The organism is Pseudoclavibacter terrae (assembly GCF_008831075.1).
Lineage (GTDB): Bacteria > Actinomycetota > Actinomycetes > Actinomycetales > Microbacteriaceae > Pseudoclavibacter > Pseudoclavibacter terrae.
In genome coordinates, this window is record NZ_WBJX01000001.1 from 672,880 (window position 1) to 689,964 (window position 17,085).

Here is a 17,085-nt window from a genome sequence, read left to right on the forward strand (position 1 = left end):
TCGGGGCCTCCTATCGAAAGGAACCGAAAAAATGGCAGAAGTACTGAGCCTCGACAGCATCCGTCTCGGCGGAACCGCACGAACGCGCGAGGAAGCCATCACGGAAGCGGGTGAGCTGCTCGTCGCAGCCGGTGCCGTGACGCAGGACTACATCCAGGCGATGCACGATCGCGAGCAGAGCGTCTCGACGTTCATGGGCAACTACCTCGCGATCCCGCACGGCACGAACGAGGCCAAGGACTCGATCCTCGGTTCCGCCCTGTCCGTGATCCGCTACGACGAGCCCATCGACTGGGGTGGAAACGAGACCCGTTTCGTCATCGGCATCGCAGGCAAGGACGGCGGCCACCTCGAGATCCTCTCGAGCGTGGCGATCGTGTTCAGCGACGAGGACAACGTGGACGCCCTCCTGAAGGCGGAGACGCCGGAAGAGCTCGCACGGCTCCTCGGGGACGTGAACGAGTAATGAAGGCAGTCCACATCGGTGCTGGCAACATCGGTCGCGGCTTCATCGGGCTCGTCCTGCATGAAGCCGGGTACGAGGTCGTCTACGCCGACGTCAACGCCGACCTCATCGGGGCGCTCCAGGCGGTCGACACCTACACGGTGCACGAAGTCGGTCCGTCCGCCAAGAGCCACGTCGTCGATCGCTTCCGGGCGATCAACTCGGCCACGCACGAGGACGAGGTCGTGCAGGAGATCGCCACAGCCGACGTCGTCACGTGCGCCGTCGGTCCGAACGTGCTCCGCTTCATCGCGCCCGTCATCCGCAAGGGCCTCGCAGCCCGCCCGGCCGACGCGCCGAAGCTCGCCGTCATGGCGTGCGAGAACGCGATCGGCGCATCCGACACGCTCAAGGGGCTTGTCCTCGACGGCGCCGAGGAGCTGGCCGACCGAGCCGTCTTCGCCAATACGGCGGTCGACCGCATCGTTCCCGAGCAGGCTGTCGAGGGGGTCGATGTCACCGTCGAGGACTTCTTCGAGTGGACGATCGACCGGACGCCGTTCGACGGTGCCGAGCCGAGAATCCCGGCCGCGCACTTCGTGGACGACCTCGAGCCGTACATCGAGCGCAAGCTCTTCACGGTGAACACGGGTCACGCGACGATCGCCTACCACGGCTTCGTCGCGGGCGCCACGAACATGCAGGATGCGCTCGCGCTTCCCGCGGTCGCGGCAGAGGTCGAAGCGGTGCTGGGCGAGACGAGCCGAGTGCTCGTCTCGCAGTTCGGGTTCTCGGAAGACGACCACGCCGAGTACGTCGCGACGACGCTCTCGAGGTTCGCGAACCGTGATCTGCCCGACCAGCCCGCTCGCGTCGGCCGTCAGCCGCTGCGCAAGCTCTCGGCGAAGGAGCGCTTCGTGCGCCCGGCGTCTGAGGCTGCCGCGGCGGGGCTGTCGTACGACGCGCTCGTTCGCGCGATCGGGGCGGCTCTGCGGTTCGACTTCGAAGCCGACCAGGAGAGCGTCGAGCTGCAGCAGAAGCTCGCGACGCTCGACGCGGAGACGTTGACCCGCGAGGTCACCGGCCTCGACGGCGGCGCGCTCTACGCAGCGGTGGTCGCAGAGGTCGAGCAGGCGCAGGCGGCACGCACCGCCTAGCGTCCGCACCACGCAGTCACGAAGCCCCTTCCGAGTTCGCTCGGGAGGGGCTTCGCGCTGTCCCATCGCCCAGCCATCCCGAGACTGCGACCAGGCGCCCCTGGGCTCGAGAACGAGGCGCCGGGCTTAGACCTTGCGGAGGAGGACGCTGCGCACGGTGTGGTCGCTCGCCTTGCGGAGCACCAGTTGCGCGCGGGAGCGGGTCGGCATGACGTTCTCGCGCAGGTTCGGGCCGTTGATGCGCGACCAGATGCTGCGGGCGTGCTCGAGGGCCTCATCGGTGCTGAGGTCGGCGAAACGCCGGAAGTACGACCTCGGATTCGTGAACGCGCCGCGCTGCAACGACAGGAAACGCTGCTCGTACCACCGGGCGATGTCCTCAGAGCGCGCGTCGACGTAGATGGAGAAGTCGAACATGTCGCTCACGGCGAGCGAATGAGCACGAGGGGGCTGGAGCACGTTGAGGCCCTCGACGATGAGGACATCCGGTTGATTCACGACGATCTCGGCGTCGGGGACGATGTCGTAGCTGAGGTGCGAGTAGAACGGCGCGCGGGCCTCCGTTGCGCCGCTCTTCACTTTCGTGATGAACCGCAGCAGCGCCCGCTGGTCGTACGACTCCGGGAAGCCCTTGCGTTCCATCAGGCCGCGGCGCTCGAGCTCCGCGTTGGGGTAGAGGAAGCCGTCCGTGGTGACGAGCTCCACGCGGGGCGTGTCCTCCCAGCGGCGCAGCAACTCCCTGAGGAGGCGCGAAACCGTCGACTTCCCGACGGCCACCGACCCGGCGACGCCGATGACGAACGGCGTGGATGCGCTGCGCTCGCCGAGGAAACCGCTGGTCGCGCGGTGCAGCGAACGGGCGTTCGAGACGTAGAGGTTGATGAGGCGGGACAGCGGCACGTAGACGTCCCGAACCTCGTCCAGATCGAGGTGATCCCCGAGGCCTCGGAGGCGGATGAGGTCGGACTCGTCGAGCGTCATCGGGGTCGATGGTGCCAGGTCGGCCCAGTCCTGGCGGAGGATCTCGACGAAGGGCGAGTCTCCTCCGCTGCGCGGAATCTGACCAGTTGCGGACATAGAACGCGAGTCTAGTGCGGTGTCCGGCCCCGCATGAGCGGTGCCCCTAAGATGGCCCCTATGTGCGGAATTGTTGGTTACGTTGGTCCACGAGAGAGCCTTGACATCCTGATGGGCGGCCTCGCAAGACTCGAGTACCGGGGGTACGACTCCGCGGGTGTCGCGGTCATCGATGACGAGGGGCAGATCGAGACCCGCAAGCGCGCGGGCAAGCTGAAGGTGCTGCGCGAGGACCTCGAGCGCCACCCGCTCTCCGATGGCCACACGGGCATCGGCCACACCAGGTGGGCGACGCACGGCGGTCCGACGGACGCGAACGCGCATCCGCACCTCGCCGATGACGGCAAGCTGGCTGTCATCCACAACGGGATCATCGAGAACTTCGCCGAGCTCAAGGCTGAGCTCGTCGAGCTGGGCTACACGTTCAAGTCGGAGACGGACACCGAGGTCGCAGCCGTCATGATCGGCCACGTCTACCGCGAGGTCGGCAGCCTCGAGCAGGCCTTCCGGGCCGTGGTCCGGCGCCTCGACGGGGCGTTCACGCTTCTCGCGGTGCACGCGAACGAGCCCGGACTCGTAGTCGGCGCGCGTCTCAACTCGCCGCTGGTCATCGGCCTCGGCGATGGAGAGAACTTCCTCGGCTCCGACGTCGCCGCATTCGTCGAGTACACGCCGCGTGCACTGGCCGTCGGTCAGGAGCAGATCGTGCTCGTGCGTCCGGACTCGGTCGAGATCACGACGTTCGACGGCGAGCCCGCCACGGCGGAGGCCTTCGAGGTGTCGTGGGACGCGTCAGCCGCCGAGAAGGGCGGCTGGCCGAGCTTCATGGCCAAGGAGATCGACGAGGACCCGGAAGCCGTTGCGAACACGCTGCGCGGTCGCATCGTCGAGGGGCGGGTCGCACTGCCAGACCTCGACGCGCTCGGGGACGACTTCTTCAACGACATCCACCGCATCATCATCGTCGCCTGCGGAACGGCCGCCTACTCGGCGCAGGTGGGCGCGTACGCCATGGAGAAGTGGGCCCGCGTGCCCGTGCAGGTCGAGCTCGCCCACGAGTTCCGCTACCGCGACCCCGTCCTCGACTCCCGCACGCTCATCGTCTCGATGAGCCAGTCTGGCGAGACGATGGATACCCTCATGGCGGTCCGCTACGCCATGTCCCGAGGCGCGAAGACGCTCTCGATCTGCAACACGCAGGGTGCGACGATCCCACGCGAGTCCGACGCGGTCGTCTACACGCACGCGGGACCCGAGGTCGCCGTCGCATCGACGAAGGCGTTCCTCGCCCAGATCACCGCGCTCTACCTGCTCGGCATCTACACGGCCACCGTGCGCGGCACGATGACCGACGAGCGCCGCGAGGAGCTCCTCACGGAGTTCCAGACGATCCCAGAGAAGGTGCGGACCGTCCTCGGCGTCCGGGAGCGCATCCACGAGCTCGCGAACTGGATGGCCGACACCCGCTCGGTGCTGTACCTGGGCCGCAACGTCGGCTACCCCATCGCTCTCGAGGGCGCGCTGAAGCTCAAGGAGATCGCGTACATCCACGCGGAGGGCTTCGCGGCGGGCGAGCTCAAGCACGGCCCGATCGCGCTCATCGAACCCGGACAGCCCGTCTTCGTCATCGTGCCGAGCCCTCGCCACGACGACACGCTGCACCCGAAGATCGTCTCGAACATCCAGGAGATCCGCGCACGCGGTGCCCGGGTGCTCGCGATCTGCGAGGTCGGTGACGCGGCCGTGCTGCCGTACGCCGACGAGGTCATCGCGGTTCCGCCGACCGAGCCCTTCTTCGAGCCGCTCCTCGCAGTCGTGCCGCTGCAGATCTTCGCGATCGAGTTGGCGACGGCCAAGGGCCTCGACGTCGACCAGCCTCGCAACCTGGCGAAGTCCGTCACCGTCGAGTAGTCGAGCGTGATCTTCGGTATCGGAGTGGACACTGTGGAGCTCGCGCGGTTCGCGCGGGCCCTGCAGCGGGCGCCGCGCCTGCGTGAACGCCTGTTCACTCCCGCTGAGCGGGAGCGGTCTGTGGCGTCCCTCGGTGCACGGTTCGCGGCTCGCGAGGCGGCGGTGAAGGCGCTCGGCGGGATCGGGTCGCTCAGCTTCCTCGATTTCGAGGTGGAGAGCGGCCCCGCGGGTCGCCCGGAATTCGCGGTGACTCCCGCGCTCCGTGCGCACCTCGACGCCGTTGGCGTCGACCACCTGCATCTCTCGCTCACCCACGAGCGCACGACTGCGACCGCGTTCGTCATCGCCGAACGGGCTGCGGGCGCCGGAGTCGGCGCGTGACGGGCCCTCGTATCGACGTCGACCTCGATGCCATCCGGGCGAACGTGCGCGCGGTCGCCGAGCTCACCGGCACGCCCCTGCTCGCCGTCGTCAAGGCGAATGCCTACGGGCACGGGGCATCCGACGTCGCGCGGGCCGCGCTCGAGGGCGGAGCCGAGCGCCTCGGCGTCGTCGACCTCGCCGAGGCGTTCGCGCTCCGAGCGGCCGGCATCACGGCGCCCATCCTCGCTTGGATGCACGGGGCACGCACCGATTGGCTCGCGGCGCTCGGCGCCGAGATCGAGCTGGGCATCTCGTCGCTCGCGCAGCTTGAACTCCTGGATATCGGCCTTGGTCGCCTCGAGCATTCGGATCGCTCCGTGGTGGTGCATCTCAAGCTCGACACCGGCCTTGGGCGCAACGGCATCAGTGCGCTCGAGTGGGAAGCCGCGTTCACGAAGACGGCCGAGCTCGAGCGGCGGGGCATCGTCCGGCTCGATGGGCTGTTCAGCCACCTCGCGGGGGCGGGCCATGAGGCGGACGCCGCCCAGCTCACCTCGTTCGAGCGCGCGCTTGCGCTCGCGGGACGCTGCGGGCTGACGCCCTCCGTCCGGCATCTTGCCGCGACGGCGGGCTCGATGACGTTGCCGGAGGCGCGCTTTGATCTCGTGCGCCTGGGCGTCTCTCTGTACGGGCTCTCGCCGTTCTCCGCGGGCGCAGACTGTCCCGTCGCCCTGCGGCCGGCGCTCGCGCTGAGCGCTCCCATCCGTGAAGACCAGCGGGGGTATCGCGTCGACGTCGGGCACGCCGTCGGGCTGCCGCCGGTTGCACCGGGTTCGCTGCTCTTCACCGACGATGCCGGCGCCGACTGGCGCCTGGTGTCGGTGGATGCCCTGGAGCTGCGCATCGAGCCGGTCGACGCTGACGTCGCCGCGTCCGAGAACCCCGCCGAGCGTGACGAGGAGCGTCGCTTGCTGGTCATCGACGCGGATCGCTCTGCGAGCGCCGACGACTGGGCGGCCGCGGCGGGCACCATCAACTACGAGGTCGTCACCCGGCTCAGTGCGCGCATCCCGCGACGTCCTTCCTCTCTCGGAGGCGCGGCGTCGGCAGGGGGTGCGGGCATCCCAGCCCGGACCGACGGTCTCGCGCCACTGCGGGAGCTCACGGTCGACGTCGAGCTGCTGCGCACCCGCATGAGCGAGCGAGCGCGCGGCCTCGCGGAGGCGCTCGCCGAGGGGACGGGGGCGCGTCAGGCGGCTCGGATGTTCAGCGTCGACGTCTCGGCGGACGCCTACGGCCTCGGTGCGCGACTCGTCGCTGATCTGACCCTCGAACACGGCCTCCTCCCGCTCGTCGCGACCACGACGGAGCTCGCGCACGTGGGGGAGGCGGCACGAAGCAGCACGCTCGTCGACCACGAGCGCACGAGGGACGCCGGAACCCGCGCGGTCTACGGGTTCGACGGTCCGGGAGCGCACGCGGCGGTCTCCCTCGCGAGCGAACTGGTGCACGTCAAGCGCGTCGCGGCCGGGCACGGCGTCTCCTACGGCTACGACTGGGTCGCCGAGGAATCCACGATCCTGGGTCTGGTCCCGCTCGGCTACGCCGATGCCATTCCCCGCCGCGTCGCAGGCCGCGCCGAGGTCGTCGTCGGTGGCAGGAGGAAGCCGATCGTCGGACGCGTTGCCATGGACCAGGTGGTGGTCGACCTCCAGGATCAGGAGGCGTGGATCGGCATGCCCGTCTCCGTCTTCGGTTCGGGCCCTCAGGACATCCGCCTCGACGAGTGGGCGGCATGGTCCGGCGTCGAACCCCGGGCCTTCGTGGCGGCGCTGGGCACTCGCGTCGTGCGGCGGGCAGTCCAGGGGGACGGGAAGGTGCAAGCAGATGCAAGATGACACGACCGTGAGCGCCATCGTCGGCCTCGCCACGGCTGATGAGATGGTTCGGGCTGGCGAGATCGTCGGCGGTCAGCTGGTGGCAGGCGACGTGCTGGTGCTCACCGGCCCACTGGGCGCAGGCAAGACGACGTTCGCTCGCGGACTCGGCACAGCACTCGGCGTCCGCGGGCCGGTCACGAGTCCGACGTTCGTGCTCGCGCGCACCCATCCATCGCTCGTGGGCGGGCCCGAGCTCATCCACGTCGACGCCTACCGCCTCGGCCACCCCGCTGAGCTCGACGACCTCGGTCTCGATCTGGCTGCGAGCGTGACCGTCGTCGAGTGGGGGCGGGATGCGGTGCCGCTGGTCACCGATCGCTGGCTGGAGATCACCATCGACCGTTCGACGGCGTCGTTCCCAGCGGCACCTGCGGCCGAGCGGCCTCGCTCGGAGGGGCCTCCCGACGATGACGCGGACGACGAGCCGCTCGACCCGCGCCGGCTGACCCTGGGCGTCCACGGGGCATGGGACCGACCCGTCGGCGAGTCGCTCGGGAGCGCGCTGCGCACCGAGTTCGGCGCGCCCGCCGCGTAGAATCGATCACATGCTCTTAGCGATCGACACGTCAGCGGGCACGGATGTCGCGATCGTCACCCCGCACGGTCGCGTGCTCGGTGAGCTTCGCAGCTCCGACACCCGTCACCACGCCGAGGCGGTCGGCGACGCCATCGAGACGGTGCTCGCCGAGGCGGGGCTCTCGCCCCAGCACATCACGCAGGTCATCGGCGGGATGGGCCCCGGCCCGTTCACGGGACTCCGTGTGGGCGTCGCCGCGGCACGCACGTTCGCGTTCGCTCGCGGGGCGCGCTTCATCCCGATGCCAAGCCACGATGCCGCGGCCCACGAGTGGCGTGCCGCGCATCCCGAGGCGAACGGCGACCTCCTCGTGTCGACGGATGCCCGGCGCGGTGAGCTCGCCTGCTCCCGCTACGAGCAGGGCCTCCTCGTGGCCAGCTCGTGCGAGCTGCACAGGCCCGACGCCGTTCCCGGTGCCGCGCACCATTTCGACACGCGCACGATCTCGGCCGCTCACCTCGCCCTCGCGTGGCTCGACCGCGAGGCGCAGGGCCTCGAGGCCGAGCCGAACTCGATCGTCTACCTGCGTGGCGCCGACGCCGTTCCATCGAACGGTCCGAAGCGGGTGACCGGATGATGCGGGTCGCACTTCGCGAGGCCTCCCACGACGACATTCCTGCCATGGTGAGGCTCGACGAGGCGGCGTTCCCGCTGGACCCGTGGTCGCCGTCCATGCTCGCTGGCGAGGTCAAGAGCCAGCACACGAGGTATGTCGTCGTCGAGGACGCGGCTTCGGGCGAGATCCTCGCGGCTGCCGGGGTCATGGCCCTGCAGGGTGGTGGGGAGGCGGATGTGCAGACGATCGCCGTCGACGAGCGTCTCCGGCGCGGCGGGTGGGCGACGCGAATGCTGGCGGAGCTGTTCGCCTGGGCCGAGGGGCGCGGCGCGAAGCAGGTGTTCCTCGAGGTACGGGAGAACGGTGAGGCGGCCAGGGCCCTGTACTCGGGGCTCGGCTTCGAGGAGATCGGCCGGAGGCCGAAGTACTACCCAAGAGAGGGTGTGGATGCGATCGTGATGCGCGGCCAGCTTCCAGCGGTTCGGGTGTCTGCGGAGACGCGCGTCGCGGCGGGCTCGCGACGGGAGCCGCTTGTGCTCGGCATCGAGTCGTCGTGCGACGAGACCGGCGTCGGCATCGTCCGCGGTCGCGAACTGCTTGCCAACGAGGTGGCTTCGTCCATGGACGAGCACGCCATCTTCGGTGGCGTCGTGCCGGAGATCGCCGCACGCGCCCACGCAGACGCCATCGTGCCGACGATCGCTGCGGCCCTCGAGACAGCGGGGGTGACGCTCGACGAACTGGACGCCATCGCCGTGACGCAGGGGCCTGGCCTCGCGGGGGCGCTCATGGTCGGGACGGCGGCGGCCAAGGCGCTGCACGTCGCCACGGGCATCCCGCTCTACGCGGTGAACCACCTCGTCGGCCACGTCGCGGCCGACGTGCTCCGCGACGATGTCGGCCAGCTCGAGCTGCCCGCCGTGGCGCTGCTCGTCTCTGGCGGGCACACCTCGCTCCTGCACGTTCGCGACCTCGTCGATGACGTCGAGTTGCTCGGCGAGACGATCGACGACGCGGCGGGTGAGGCGTTCGACAAGGTCGCGCGCCTGCTCCGCCTGCCCTACCCGGGGGGTCCGGAGATCGACAAGGCTGCCGCCGGCGGCGACCCGAGGGCGATCCGTTTCCCGCGGGGGCTGACCAAGCCGAAGGACCTCGAGAAGCATCGCTACGACTTCTCGTTCTCGGGCCTCAAGACCGCCGTCGCCCGGTGGGTGGAGGCACGGGAGGATGCAGGCGAGCCCGTGCCGGTCGCCGACGTCGCCGCGAGCTTCCGTGAGGCGGTCGCCGATGTGCTCACCGCCAAGGCGGTCGCCGCCTGCACGGAGCTCGGCGTGCCCCGTCTTGTCCTCGGCGGGGGAGTGGCTGCCAACGCCCGCGTGCGCGAGCTGGCCGAGGAGCGCTGCGCGGCAGCCGGGATCGAGCTGCGCATCCCGCCCCTCCGACTCTGCACGGACAACGGGGCGATGATCGCCGCGGTCGGTGCGATGCTCTTCGCCGCCGGCAAGCCGCCGGCGCGGCTCGACTTCGCCGCGGATTCGACCCTGCCCGTGGCGACGCCCCGCGGGGTGCAGGTGGGGTCAGCCGTGGGGGACTCAGCAGGAGGGGGAATCGCGTGACGACACCTGAGCAGCCGAAGCTGCCGCCGCGAAAGCCGGTGGAGCTGCCGCCGATCGACCGCACGCCGGTCGAGGACACCAGCAACGCCGCCTACTCGGCGCTCACCCCGCGGACGACCGCAGACGGTCGCCCGTCGGAGGACACCGACGTCGACACCTCCGCGGTCGCTGCGCCTGTTGCCCGCGCTCAGCGGATCGAGGTCGACCCGGCCATCGCGCATGTCCAGGCCAACGCGACCGCGTCGGCATCCGCCCCCAGGTCGCAGACGCCAGAGCCCGCAGGCCTGGGCCTGAGCCGGTTCGCGCTCGTCGTCTCCGTGCTGCTCTCGCTCACGGGCGCGATCCTCGCGGCTGCGCTCTCGGTCGCGGTGACGCCGTCTCCACTCTGGCCCCTGTACATCGGTGCGAGCATCGGCGCGGTCGCCGTGCTGCTGGCTGTGCTCGCGCGTCGGCACCGCGGTTGGATCGTGGCCCTCGTGCTCGCGGCGGCGGTCGCCGTCGGCTCCGTCGGCTTCGCGTTCGTCGTCGCCTGAGGCACGCCGAGAGCAGCGGATCGTCCTGCCGGCTGTGAAGTCATCCTGCGGGATGACGGTGCTCTGACCGCGGGGATGACGCTCCGCCAAGCCCGCGGCCGTACCGTTGGAGCATCCCAAGACGCTTTGAGAGGAGCGGACATGACCTGGTCAACACCAGAAGGCCCCGGTGAGCGGATCCCCGCCCCGAACCTCGACGAACGTCCTGAAGACCGAGCCCAGGAGGTGCGCCAGGACCCGCTCGATCAGCGGGGTGCCGGCGCGTCCGTCCCGCTGTTCTCGACCCCGGACGTCGCCTCGTCAGGCTACGATCCTCGGTTCCCGGCAGGCGGCTCCAGCTCGGCGGGGTACGGCCAAGGGTACGCAGGTACTGGGCAGGGGTACCCCGGCGACGGGCAGCCCATCCCCGCACAGCACCCCGCCTATCCGGTCGCCCCGTACACGCAGGCCCCGTATGCCGGTCCGCGGACACCCGCCGCCGGCACGCTCACCCTCAGCATCGTCGCGCTCTGCCTCAGCGGCGGCTCGTTCCTGGTCGCGCTGATCCCGGTGCTCCAGTTCGTGTGGTGGATGGTCGGCATCGCTGGCATCGTGTGCGGTTTCATCGCGCTGCGCCGCGAGCCTCGCGGCCGCGCCCTCGCCATCACCTCCATCGTGCTCGGGTTCATCTCCGTCTTCGGGCTGCTCCTCCTCATCGTCCTCGCGCTGCTCTTCTTCGGCGGTATCGGACTCCTCGGCGGCCTCAGCTCCTACTGAGGTCCAGACCCGACGCAACCTTGTGTGACGGTTCCCAGTCAAACCCTGGGAACCTAGGGTTTGACGGACGCCCGCAAGAGCACCCTCGCCTGCTCCACGCACGTGAACACCAGCCAACAACACCGCGAGATCGGTGAACCGGAAGGAGCTCCGCAATGAGCGACAGCAACCAGGTCCCAGGAGACAAGCCCAAGCTTCCCGACGACGGGAACACGCCTCCCCAGTACGAGGCGCCCGCCGCCTACACGCCTCCCGCGGAATCCGTGGACTACTCGGCGCCCTCCTCATCGGGCACGGACTACACGCCGCCTGCATCTTCGGGCGCCGACTACTCGGCTCCCTCGGCCGCGGGCAGCGACTACACGGCTCCGTCATCTTCGGGCACCGACTACTCGGCTCCCTCGTCTTCGGGCACCGACTACTCGGCTCCCTCGGCCGCGGGCAGCCAGTACACGCCGCCCGCCGCTTCCGGGTCTGCCGCTTCCGGCTCGGTGAGCTACACGCCGCCGAGTGAGCCAGCTGCCGCGCCCAGCTCCGCTCCGTACTCCCAGGCGCCCTCAGCAGGGCAGGCGCCCGCATACGGCGCCGCGCAGGGGCAGTCGCAGGGCCACGGCGCCACGCAGGGCTACGCGACTCCCGGCTACCCGACGCAGTCGGCGACGCCGAAGCGCACGCTCAGCATCGTCGGCCTCTCGCTCGGTGGAGTCGGCGTCCTGCTCGGACTCCTCGGCCAGTTCTACCTCGGCCTTCCGCTCGGTGTCGCTGGCCTCATCTGCGCCATCATGGCGAAGAAGCGCGAACCGCAGGCCGGAGCGATCCGCACCTGGGGCTTCTGGGTCTCGATCGCCTCGATCGTCATCTCAGCCGTTGTGGGCATCATCGGCGTCATCTTCGCCGCGGTCTTCCTGAACGAGATGTCCGGATACGGATACTGATCACCAGCTGACAGAACCAGCCGGAGTGCGGGCGGAAGTCTCCGCCCGCACTCTAAGCTTGAGCAGCACCTGCAGCCTTGTCGACGATTGAGAAGGACACCATGTCTGACCCGAACGGCCCCCAGTACCCCCAGCAGCCTCACCAAGGCGGGCAGCCTCACAACGGTCAGCCCCAGAACGGGCAGGCGCCGAACGGCCAGCAACCGTACGATCAGTCCCAGCAGTATGGGCAGTCCCAGCCGGGAGGACAGCAGTTCGGGCAGCAGCCTGGTGGCTACGGGCAGCAGCCCGTCTTCGGGCAGCAGGCCGGTGGCTACGGGCAGCAGCCTGGCTACGGCCACGGCGATGGCGGCTTCGGGCAGCAGCAGCCCGGGTACTCGGGCTACGAGCAGCAGGCGCCGTCCGCGCAGCAGGCTCCCGCGCAGCAGGCCTACGGTGCACCTCAGCAGGACCAGTACGGGCAGTCGCAGCTCGGCGCACCGCCGCAGCAGGGACAATACGGCCAGCCACAGTACGGCGCGCCGCAGCAGGGGCAGTACGGTTCTGCCCAGCAGGCGCCGTACGGCCAGCAGCCCGGTCAGCACTTCGGCGGGCAGGGCTACGGGCAGCAGCCGAAGGCGCCGGCGCCCGTTCTCGGCATCATCGCTGTCGCGCTCGGCGCGCTCTCGCTTCTTCTTCTCCTGCTCCCCGGGTGGGCCTACATCGTCTCGCTCGTCTTCGGCCTCGGAGCGGTCGGGCTCGGTATCGCCGGGCTCCGAGCCCCCAAGGGACTCGGGCGCACGCTTGCGGTCGTCGGGCTCGTCACCGGTGGACTGGCCGTGCTGATCGCCCTCGCGACGCTCATCGTCGTCCTGACCGTCTGAGGCTCTGCCCGTCAGCTCAGACGATCAGCAAGGATGGCGACTCGCCTGTCGCCGATCCTCGTGAGGATCAGCACGGCGGAGCTGGCTCCCTTGAGTGCCAGCTTGCGCCGGAACTCCGCCGGGTCGATGTCGACGCCGCGCTTCTTGATCTCGAGCACGCCGATATCTCGCTTGCGCAGCTCGCTCTTCAGCGATGACGCGTGCAGGGGAAGCACCTCGCGGACCGAGAAGGCGCTCGCGAACGGCGAGGGTGCGAAGGCGTCCGCCGTCATCCACGCGATGGTCTCGGAGATCATCGTAGCCTTGAGCGAACGCGCGAGGTCGCCGATGAGGCGGGCGCGGATGATCGCCGGGTCAGGCTCGTAGAGCACGGTTCCGAGCTCGCCGACCTCGGCATCGTGCACGTCCTCGCTGCTCGTGAGCTCGGCCGCTCCCTGCTTGCCGATGACCAGCGCCGACCGGCGGATGCCCGCGCGCGCCGCGTCGTGCATCCACACCGTCGCCTCGACGAGGTCGCCGCCAGACGACACCCACTGCGTCTCGGCATCCTCCGGCAGGTACGCGTGGTCGATGCCGGGACCGAGTTTGATGCCGGTCGGGCGTTCGCGGCCGGCCCCGAACACGAAGTCGAGGGCTGGGCTCCAATCCGAGGGGTCGAAGTGCCGAGCGGTGCTTCCGCCGTTGGTCGTTCGCCGAGCCGGGTCGAACCAGAGGGCATCGAAATCTGCGAGGTCGACCTCCTCCGCCCGGCCGTGCTCGACCCGCGCGTTGGGGAACGGTGCGAGGTTGTGCGCCGCGATCGCCGCCGTCACCTCGTCGAGGTCGTAGGCCGTCACTTCGAGCCCGAGCGAGGCGAACGCCATCGAGTCCGCGCCGATGCCGCAGCCCAGGTCGGCGACGCTGACCGCGCCCGCCTGGCGGAACCGGTCAGCATGGTGGGCCGCGACCTGCAGCCGGGTCGCCTGCTGCAGGCCGGCGTCGGTGAAGAGCATCCGCTCGACGAACGGCCCGAACTTGGCGAGTGCGCGACGCCGCAGCTTCGCCTGCGTCACCACGGCGGCGACGGTCGCGGGTGAGCCGCCGGCGGCACGGAGCCGCGTCACGAGCGCGAGCGCGTCTGCGGACGACGCGACGGCCGGCGCGTCGTCGAGCAGCGTCATCGCCTCGGGCGTGAGGAGGGCCAGGAGTTCGTCGCGCTGCACGTTCACTACGCTACCGGCGTACGCCCGGAGACGGTGCCGCGTTGCAGTCCTCGCCGGATCGCCCCTACACTCGGAGTTAGCACTCTCATGGGGAGGGTGCTAATTCTGAACTTCCTATCGCTGAGAAAGAGGTCAACCGTGTCGGTGAACATTCAGCCGCTCGAGGATCGCATCGTCATCAAGCAGGTCGAGGCCGAGCAGACCACGGCTTCGGGTCTTGTGATTCCGGACACCGCCAAGGAGAAGCCCCAGGAGGGCGAAGTCGTCGCAGTCGGCCCCGGCCGCATCGACGACAACGGCAACCGCGTGCCGCTCGACCTGGTGGTCGGCGACAAGGTCATCTACTCCAAGTACGGCGGAACCGAGGTCAAGTACGGCGGCGAAGAGCTGCTCGTGCTCTCGGCTCGCGACATCCTCGCGAAGATCGTCTAGTCTCCAGCTCCACAGAGACTGCCAGGTCCTTCTGGACTGACTGGCTCGCAATGGCGTCCACCTCCGGGTGGGCGCCATTCGTGCATCCGGCGGTCGGCGCGGGCGTACGATCGCGAGGTGACGGAATCTCCTCGGTCCGGCCTCTGGCTGGCGTTCAGCGCGTACGCGCTCTGGGGGTTCATGCCCCTCTACGTCGTGGCGACCGCTCCGACGACACCTGTCGAGCTCATCGCGTGGCGCATCATCCTGAGCGTCGTGTTCTGTCTGCTCGGCGTGCTCGTCATGCGCGCGTGGCGCCCCTTCCGGGAACTCATCTCGAAGAAGCGGGTCGTGCTCGGCCTCGGCGTGGCGGGGGTCCTGGTCTCCGCGAACTGGCTCTTCTACGTGCAGGCCGTCGCGACGGGGCACACGCTCGATGCCGCGCTCGGCTACTTCCTGAACCCGATCGTGTCGGTTGCGCTCGGGCTCGTCTTCCTCCGCGAGAAGCTGCGTCCGCTGCAGTGGGTTGCGGTCGGCCTGTCACTCGTCGCCGTCCTGGTCATCTCGCTCGGCTACGGTCGCATCCCCTGGCTCGGCCTCGGCGTCGCACTGACGTTCGGGCTGTACGGGCTGGTGAAGAAGCGGGTCGGTGTGCAGGCGGATGCGCTGAGCGGGCTGGCCGTCGAGACCACCCTGATCCTCCCCATCGGAGCGATCTGTCTCGTCTGGACGATCCTGTTCGGCGGCGGGATCACGTTCGGCACGGTGTCGGCGGTGAACACGGGCGTGCTCCTCTTCGCCGGGGTGGTGACGAGCGTGCCGCTGCTCCTCTTCGCCGCGGCGGCGCGACGCCTTCGCCTCATCGAGCTCGGACTGATGCAGTACATCGCGCCGATCCTCCAGTTCGTGCTCGCCGTCGCGGTGTTCTCGGAGCCCATGCCGCTGGAGCGGTGGATCGGGTTCGCGATTGTCTGGGTCGCGCTCATCCTCTTCACGGTCGACCTCGTCCGGACGGCTAGACTTGGCGCCAAGATTCCCTCGGTGGCTGACCAGCTCGGTCCGCCGACACGGGGCTGAGGCCCGAAGGCCGCGGAGCGGGACGTCCCGGGAATGCGTCCGGTGCTCGCGCTGTTCCACCACCACTGAGCTGTTTCCCCACACACGCGGATGCCGCCGAACGGCGCATCCCAGATACCTCCTGGAGCGTAATGACCGAGTCGGACCCCTTTGGCTTCACCGGATTGACCTACGACGATGTGCTGCTGCTCCCGGGGCACACCGACGTCATCCCGTCTGAGGTCGATACGACGACGCAGCTCACTCGCGGCATCACCCTGCGCGTGCCGCTCGTCTCGGCGGCGATGGACACGGTCACGGAGGCTCGCATGGCGATCGCCATGGCGCGCCAGGGCGGCATGGGCATCCTGCACCGCAACCTGTCGATCGACGACCAGGTCGAGATGGTCGACCGAGTCAAGCGGTCCGAGTCCGGAATGGTGACGAACCCGGTCACGACGACGCCGAACGCCACCGTCGCGGAGGTCGACGAGATCTGCGGGCAGTACCGGGTCTCCGGCCTCCCCGTGGTCGACGAGGTCACCGGCAAGCTCGTCGGCATCATCTCGAACCGCGACATGCGCTTCGTCCCGGAGTCCGAGAAGCGGTCGACTCGCGTGCACGAGGTCATGACCGGTGAGGGCCTCGTGACGGCACCCGTCGGCATCTCCGGCGACGACGCCTACAAGCTGCTCGGCATGCACCGTATCGAGAAGCTCCCGCTCATCGACGGCGAGGGCAAGCTCGCCGGCCTCATCACGGTGAAGGACTTCGACAAGAGCGACAAGTACCCGAACGCGACGAAGGACGACGCCGGACGACTGCGCGTCGGAGCGGCCATCGGATTCTTCGGAGATGGCTGGGAGCGCGCCGAGCGCCTCGTGGCCGCTGGGGTCGACGTGCTCGTCGTCGACACGGCCAACGGCCAGTCCGCCGGCGTGCTCGACATGATCCGCCGCCTCAAGAGCGACCCGGTCCTCGGGCACGTGCAGGTCGTGGGCGGCAACGTCGCGACCCGCGAGGGAGCTCAGGCGCTCGTGGATGCTGGTGCCGACGCGGTCAAGGTCGGCGTCGGTCCCGGCTCCATCTGCACCACGCGCATCGTCGCCGGCGTCGGCGTGCCGCAGGTCACGGCCGTCTACGAGGCCTCGCTCGCGGCGACTCCCGCAGGCGTTCCGGTCATCGCGGACGGCGGCCTGCAGTACTCCGGTGAGATCGCGAAGGCGCTTGTCGCGGGTGCGTCGGCTGTCATGGTGGGCTCGCTGCTGGCCGGCACGGACGAGTCGCCAGGCGATCTCATCTTCGTCAACGGCAAGCAGTTCAAGAGCTACCGCGGCATGGGCTCGCTCGGTGCCCTGCAGTCGCGCGGCGAGCGCACGTCGTACTCGAAGGACCGCTACTTCCAGGCGGATGTCCCGAGCGACGACGAGCTCATCGCGGAGGGCATCGAGGGCAAGGTCGCGTACCGCGGCTCCATTCGCCAGTCGGTGTTCCAGCTCACGGGTGGCCTGCGCCAGTCGATGTTCTACGTCGGCGCTCGCACGGTGCCGGAGCTCAAGGCGAAGGGGCGCTTCGTGCGCATCACGCCTGCTGGGCTGAAGGAGTCGCACCCGCACGACGTGCAGATGGTCTCGGAAGCGCCGAACTACCGTCGCTAGCCGTCTCAGCGGCGCGGTGCGTCGGGGGC

17 protein-coding genes are annotated in these 17,085 nt (G+C 69.5%); 15 read left to right on the plus strand and 2 right to left on the minus strand.

Annotation, left to right across the window (positions count from 1 at the left end; all coding sequences use genetic code 11):
• The first annotated feature begins 31 nt into the window (after window positions 1–31).
• On the plus strand, window positions 32–466 hold the full coding sequence (locus F8O03_RS03150; protein ID WP_104254012.1) for a PTS mannitol transporter subunit IIA: 435 nt from the start codon (window positions 32–34) through the stop codon (window positions 464–466).
• Window positions 466–1,602 (plus strand): mannitol-1-phosphate 5-dehydrogenase, encoded by a 1,137-nt coding sequence (locus tag F8O03_RS03155; protein WP_151422317.1) that lies wholly within the window; start codon window positions 466–468, stop codon window positions 1,600–1,602. The genes F8O03_RS03150 and F8O03_RS03155 overlap by 1 nt, the downstream gene beginning before the upstream one ends.
• A gap of 126 nt (window positions 1,603–1,728) precedes the next feature.
• Here F8O03_RS03155 and coaA read toward each other — a convergent pair whose 3' ends face one another.
• A complete protein-coding gene (gene coaA, locus F8O03_RS03160) occupies window positions 1,729–2,679 on the minus strand; it encodes a type I pantothenate kinase (protein WP_151422318.1) in 951 nt (316 codons plus the stop codon).
• Between the two features lie 60 nt (window positions 2,680–2,739).
• Here coaA and glmS point away from each other — a divergent pair, with 60 nt between their 5' ends.
• The 10 genes from glmS (at window position 2,740) to F8O03_RS03210 (ending at window position 12,729) form a co-directional block, all read left to right on the plus strand.
• Complete coding sequence (gene glmS, locus F8O03_RS03165; RefSeq protein WP_151422319.1) at window positions 2,740–4,590, plus strand: glutamine--fructose-6-phosphate transaminase (isomerizing); 1,851 nt, start codon at window positions 2,740–2,742, stop codon at window positions 4,588–4,590.
• A 6-nt stretch (window positions 4,591–4,596) separates the two neighbouring features.
• Complete coding sequence (locus F8O03_RS03170; protein ID WP_151422320.1) at window positions 4,597–4,971, plus strand: holo-ACP synthase; 375 nt, start codon at window positions 4,597–4,599, stop codon at window positions 4,969–4,971.
• Window positions 4,968–6,851, plus strand: coding sequence for an alanine racemase (locus tag F8O03_RS18375; protein WP_151422321.1), 1,884 nt, complete (start codon window positions 4,968–4,970; stop codon window positions 6,849–6,851). The genes F8O03_RS03170 and F8O03_RS18375 overlap by 4 nt, the downstream gene beginning before the upstream one ends.
• Window positions 6,841–7,428, plus strand: coding sequence for a tRNA (adenosine(37)-N6)-threonylcarbamoyltransferase complex ATPase subunit type 1 TsaE (gene tsaE, locus F8O03_RS03180; protein ID WP_151422322.1), 588 nt, complete (start codon window positions 6,841–6,843; stop codon window positions 7,426–7,428). Before F8O03_RS18375 ends, tsaE begins: the two co-directional genes overlap by 11 nt.
• 10 nt (window positions 7,429–7,438) lie before the next feature.
• Window positions 7,439–8,047 carry a tRNA (adenosine(37)-N6)-threonylcarbamoyltransferase complex dimerization subunit type 1 TsaB gene (tsaB, locus tag F8O03_RS03185; protein WP_151422323.1) on the plus strand — a complete coding sequence of 203 codons (609 nt, stop codon included), beginning with the start codon at window positions 7,439–7,441 and terminating at the stop codon, window positions 8,045–8,047.
• Window positions 8,048–8,091: 44 nt separating this feature from the next.
• Window positions 8,092–9,642: a tRNA (adenosine(37)-N6)-threonylcarbamoyltransferase complex transferase subunit TsaD gene (tsaD, locus tag F8O03_RS03190; protein WP_151422324.1), complete on the plus strand. Its 1,551-nt coding sequence runs from the start codon at window positions 8,092–8,094 to the stop codon at window positions 9,640–9,642.
• Window positions 9,639–10,175, plus strand: coding sequence for a hypothetical protein (locus F8O03_RS03195; RefSeq protein ID WP_151422325.1), 537 nt, complete (start codon window positions 9,639–9,641; stop codon window positions 10,173–10,175). Before tsaD ends, F8O03_RS03195 begins: the two co-directional genes overlap by 4 nt.
• Before the next feature lie 141 nt (window positions 10,176–10,316).
• On the plus strand, window positions 10,317–10,931 hold the full coding sequence (locus F8O03_RS03200) for a DUF4190 domain-containing protein (RefSeq protein WP_151422326.1): 615 nt from the start codon (window positions 10,317–10,319) through the stop codon (window positions 10,929–10,931).
• Between the two features lie 155 nt (window positions 10,932–11,086).
• Window positions 11,087–11,866, plus strand: coding sequence for a hypothetical protein (locus F8O03_RS03205; RefSeq protein ID WP_151422327.1), 780 nt, complete (start codon window positions 11,087–11,089; stop codon window positions 11,864–11,866).
• A 101-nt stretch (window positions 11,867–11,967) separates the two neighbouring features.
• Window positions 11,968–12,729, plus strand: a complete 762-nt coding sequence (locus F8O03_RS03210; protein WP_151422328.1) for a dicarboxylate/amino acid:cation symporter — start codon at window positions 11,968–11,970, stop codon at window positions 12,727–12,729.
• 11 nt (window positions 12,730–12,740) lie between these two features.
• On the opposite strand, the gene F8O03_RS03215 is transcribed toward F8O03_RS03210, so the two are convergent.
• Window positions 12,741–13,931 carry a class I SAM-dependent methyltransferase gene (locus F8O03_RS03215; RefSeq protein WP_151422329.1) on the minus strand — a complete coding sequence of 397 codons (1,191 nt, stop codon included), beginning with the start codon at window positions 13,929–13,931 and terminating at the stop codon, window positions 12,741–12,743.
• A 138-nt stretch (window positions 13,932–14,069) separates the two neighbouring features.
• Here F8O03_RS03215 and groES point away from each other — a divergent pair, with 138 nt between their 5' ends.
• The 3 genes from groES to guaB all read left to right on the plus strand — a co-directional run bounded on the left by groES (window position 14,070) and on the right by guaB (window position 17,056).
• Window positions 14,070–14,363, plus strand: a complete 294-nt coding sequence (groES, locus tag F8O03_RS03220) for a co-chaperone GroES (RefSeq protein WP_068479200.1) — start codon at window positions 14,070–14,072, stop codon at window positions 14,361–14,363.
• A gap of 117 nt (window positions 14,364–14,480) precedes the next feature.
• Entirely contained in the window at window positions 14,481–15,419 is a 939-nt protein-coding gene (gene rarD, locus F8O03_RS03225) for an EamA family transporter RarD (RefSeq protein ID WP_244295872.1), read from the plus strand.
• Window positions 15,420–15,550: 131 nt separating this feature from the next.
• A complete protein-coding gene (gene guaB, locus F8O03_RS03230; protein WP_151422330.1) occupies window positions 15,551–17,056 on the plus strand; it encodes an IMP dehydrogenase in 1,506 nt (501 codons plus the stop codon).
• Window positions 17,057–17,085: the final 29 nt, after the last annotated feature.

Coding starts and splice junctions, on each gene's coding strand:
- coaA (WP_151422318.1), bottom strand. CDS start 2,679: ATGTCCGCAACTGGTCAGATTCCGCGCAGCGGAGGAGACTCGCCCTTC.
- tsaE (WP_151422322.1), top strand. CDS start 6,841: ATGCAAGATGACACGACCGTGAGCGCCATCGTCGGCCTCGCCACGGCT.
- guaB (WP_151422330.1), top strand. CDS start 15,551: ATGACCGAGTCGGACCCCTTTGGCTTCACCGGATTGACCTACGACGAT.
- F8O03_RS03150 (WP_104254012.1), top strand. CDS start 32: ATGGCAGAAGTACTGAGCCTCGACAGCATCCGTCTCGGCGGAACCGCA.
- F8O03_RS03205 (WP_151422327.1), top strand. CDS start 11,087: ATGAGCGACAGCAACCAGGTCCCAGGAGACAAGCCCAAGCTTCCCGAC.
- F8O03_RS03210 (WP_151422328.1), top strand. CDS start 11,968: ATGTCTGACCCGAACGGCCCCCAGTACCCCCAGCAGCCTCACCAAGGC.
- F8O03_RS03155 (WP_151422317.1), top strand. CDS start 466: ATGAAGGCAGTCCACATCGGTGCTGGCAACATCGGTCGCGGCTTCATC.
- glmS (WP_151422319.1), top strand. CDS start 2,740: ATGTGCGGAATTGTTGGTTACGTTGGTCCACGAGAGAGCCTTGACATC.
- tsaD (WP_151422324.1), top strand. CDS start 8,092: ATGGTGAGGCTCGACGAGGCGGCGTTCCCGCTGGACCCGTGGTCGCCG.
- tsaB (WP_151422323.1), top strand. CDS start 7,439: ATGCTCTTAGCGATCGACACGTCAGCGGGCACGGATGTCGCGATCGTC.
- F8O03_RS03200 (WP_151422326.1), top strand. CDS start 10,317: ATGACCTGGTCAACACCAGAAGGCCCCGGTGAGCGGATCCCCGCCCCG.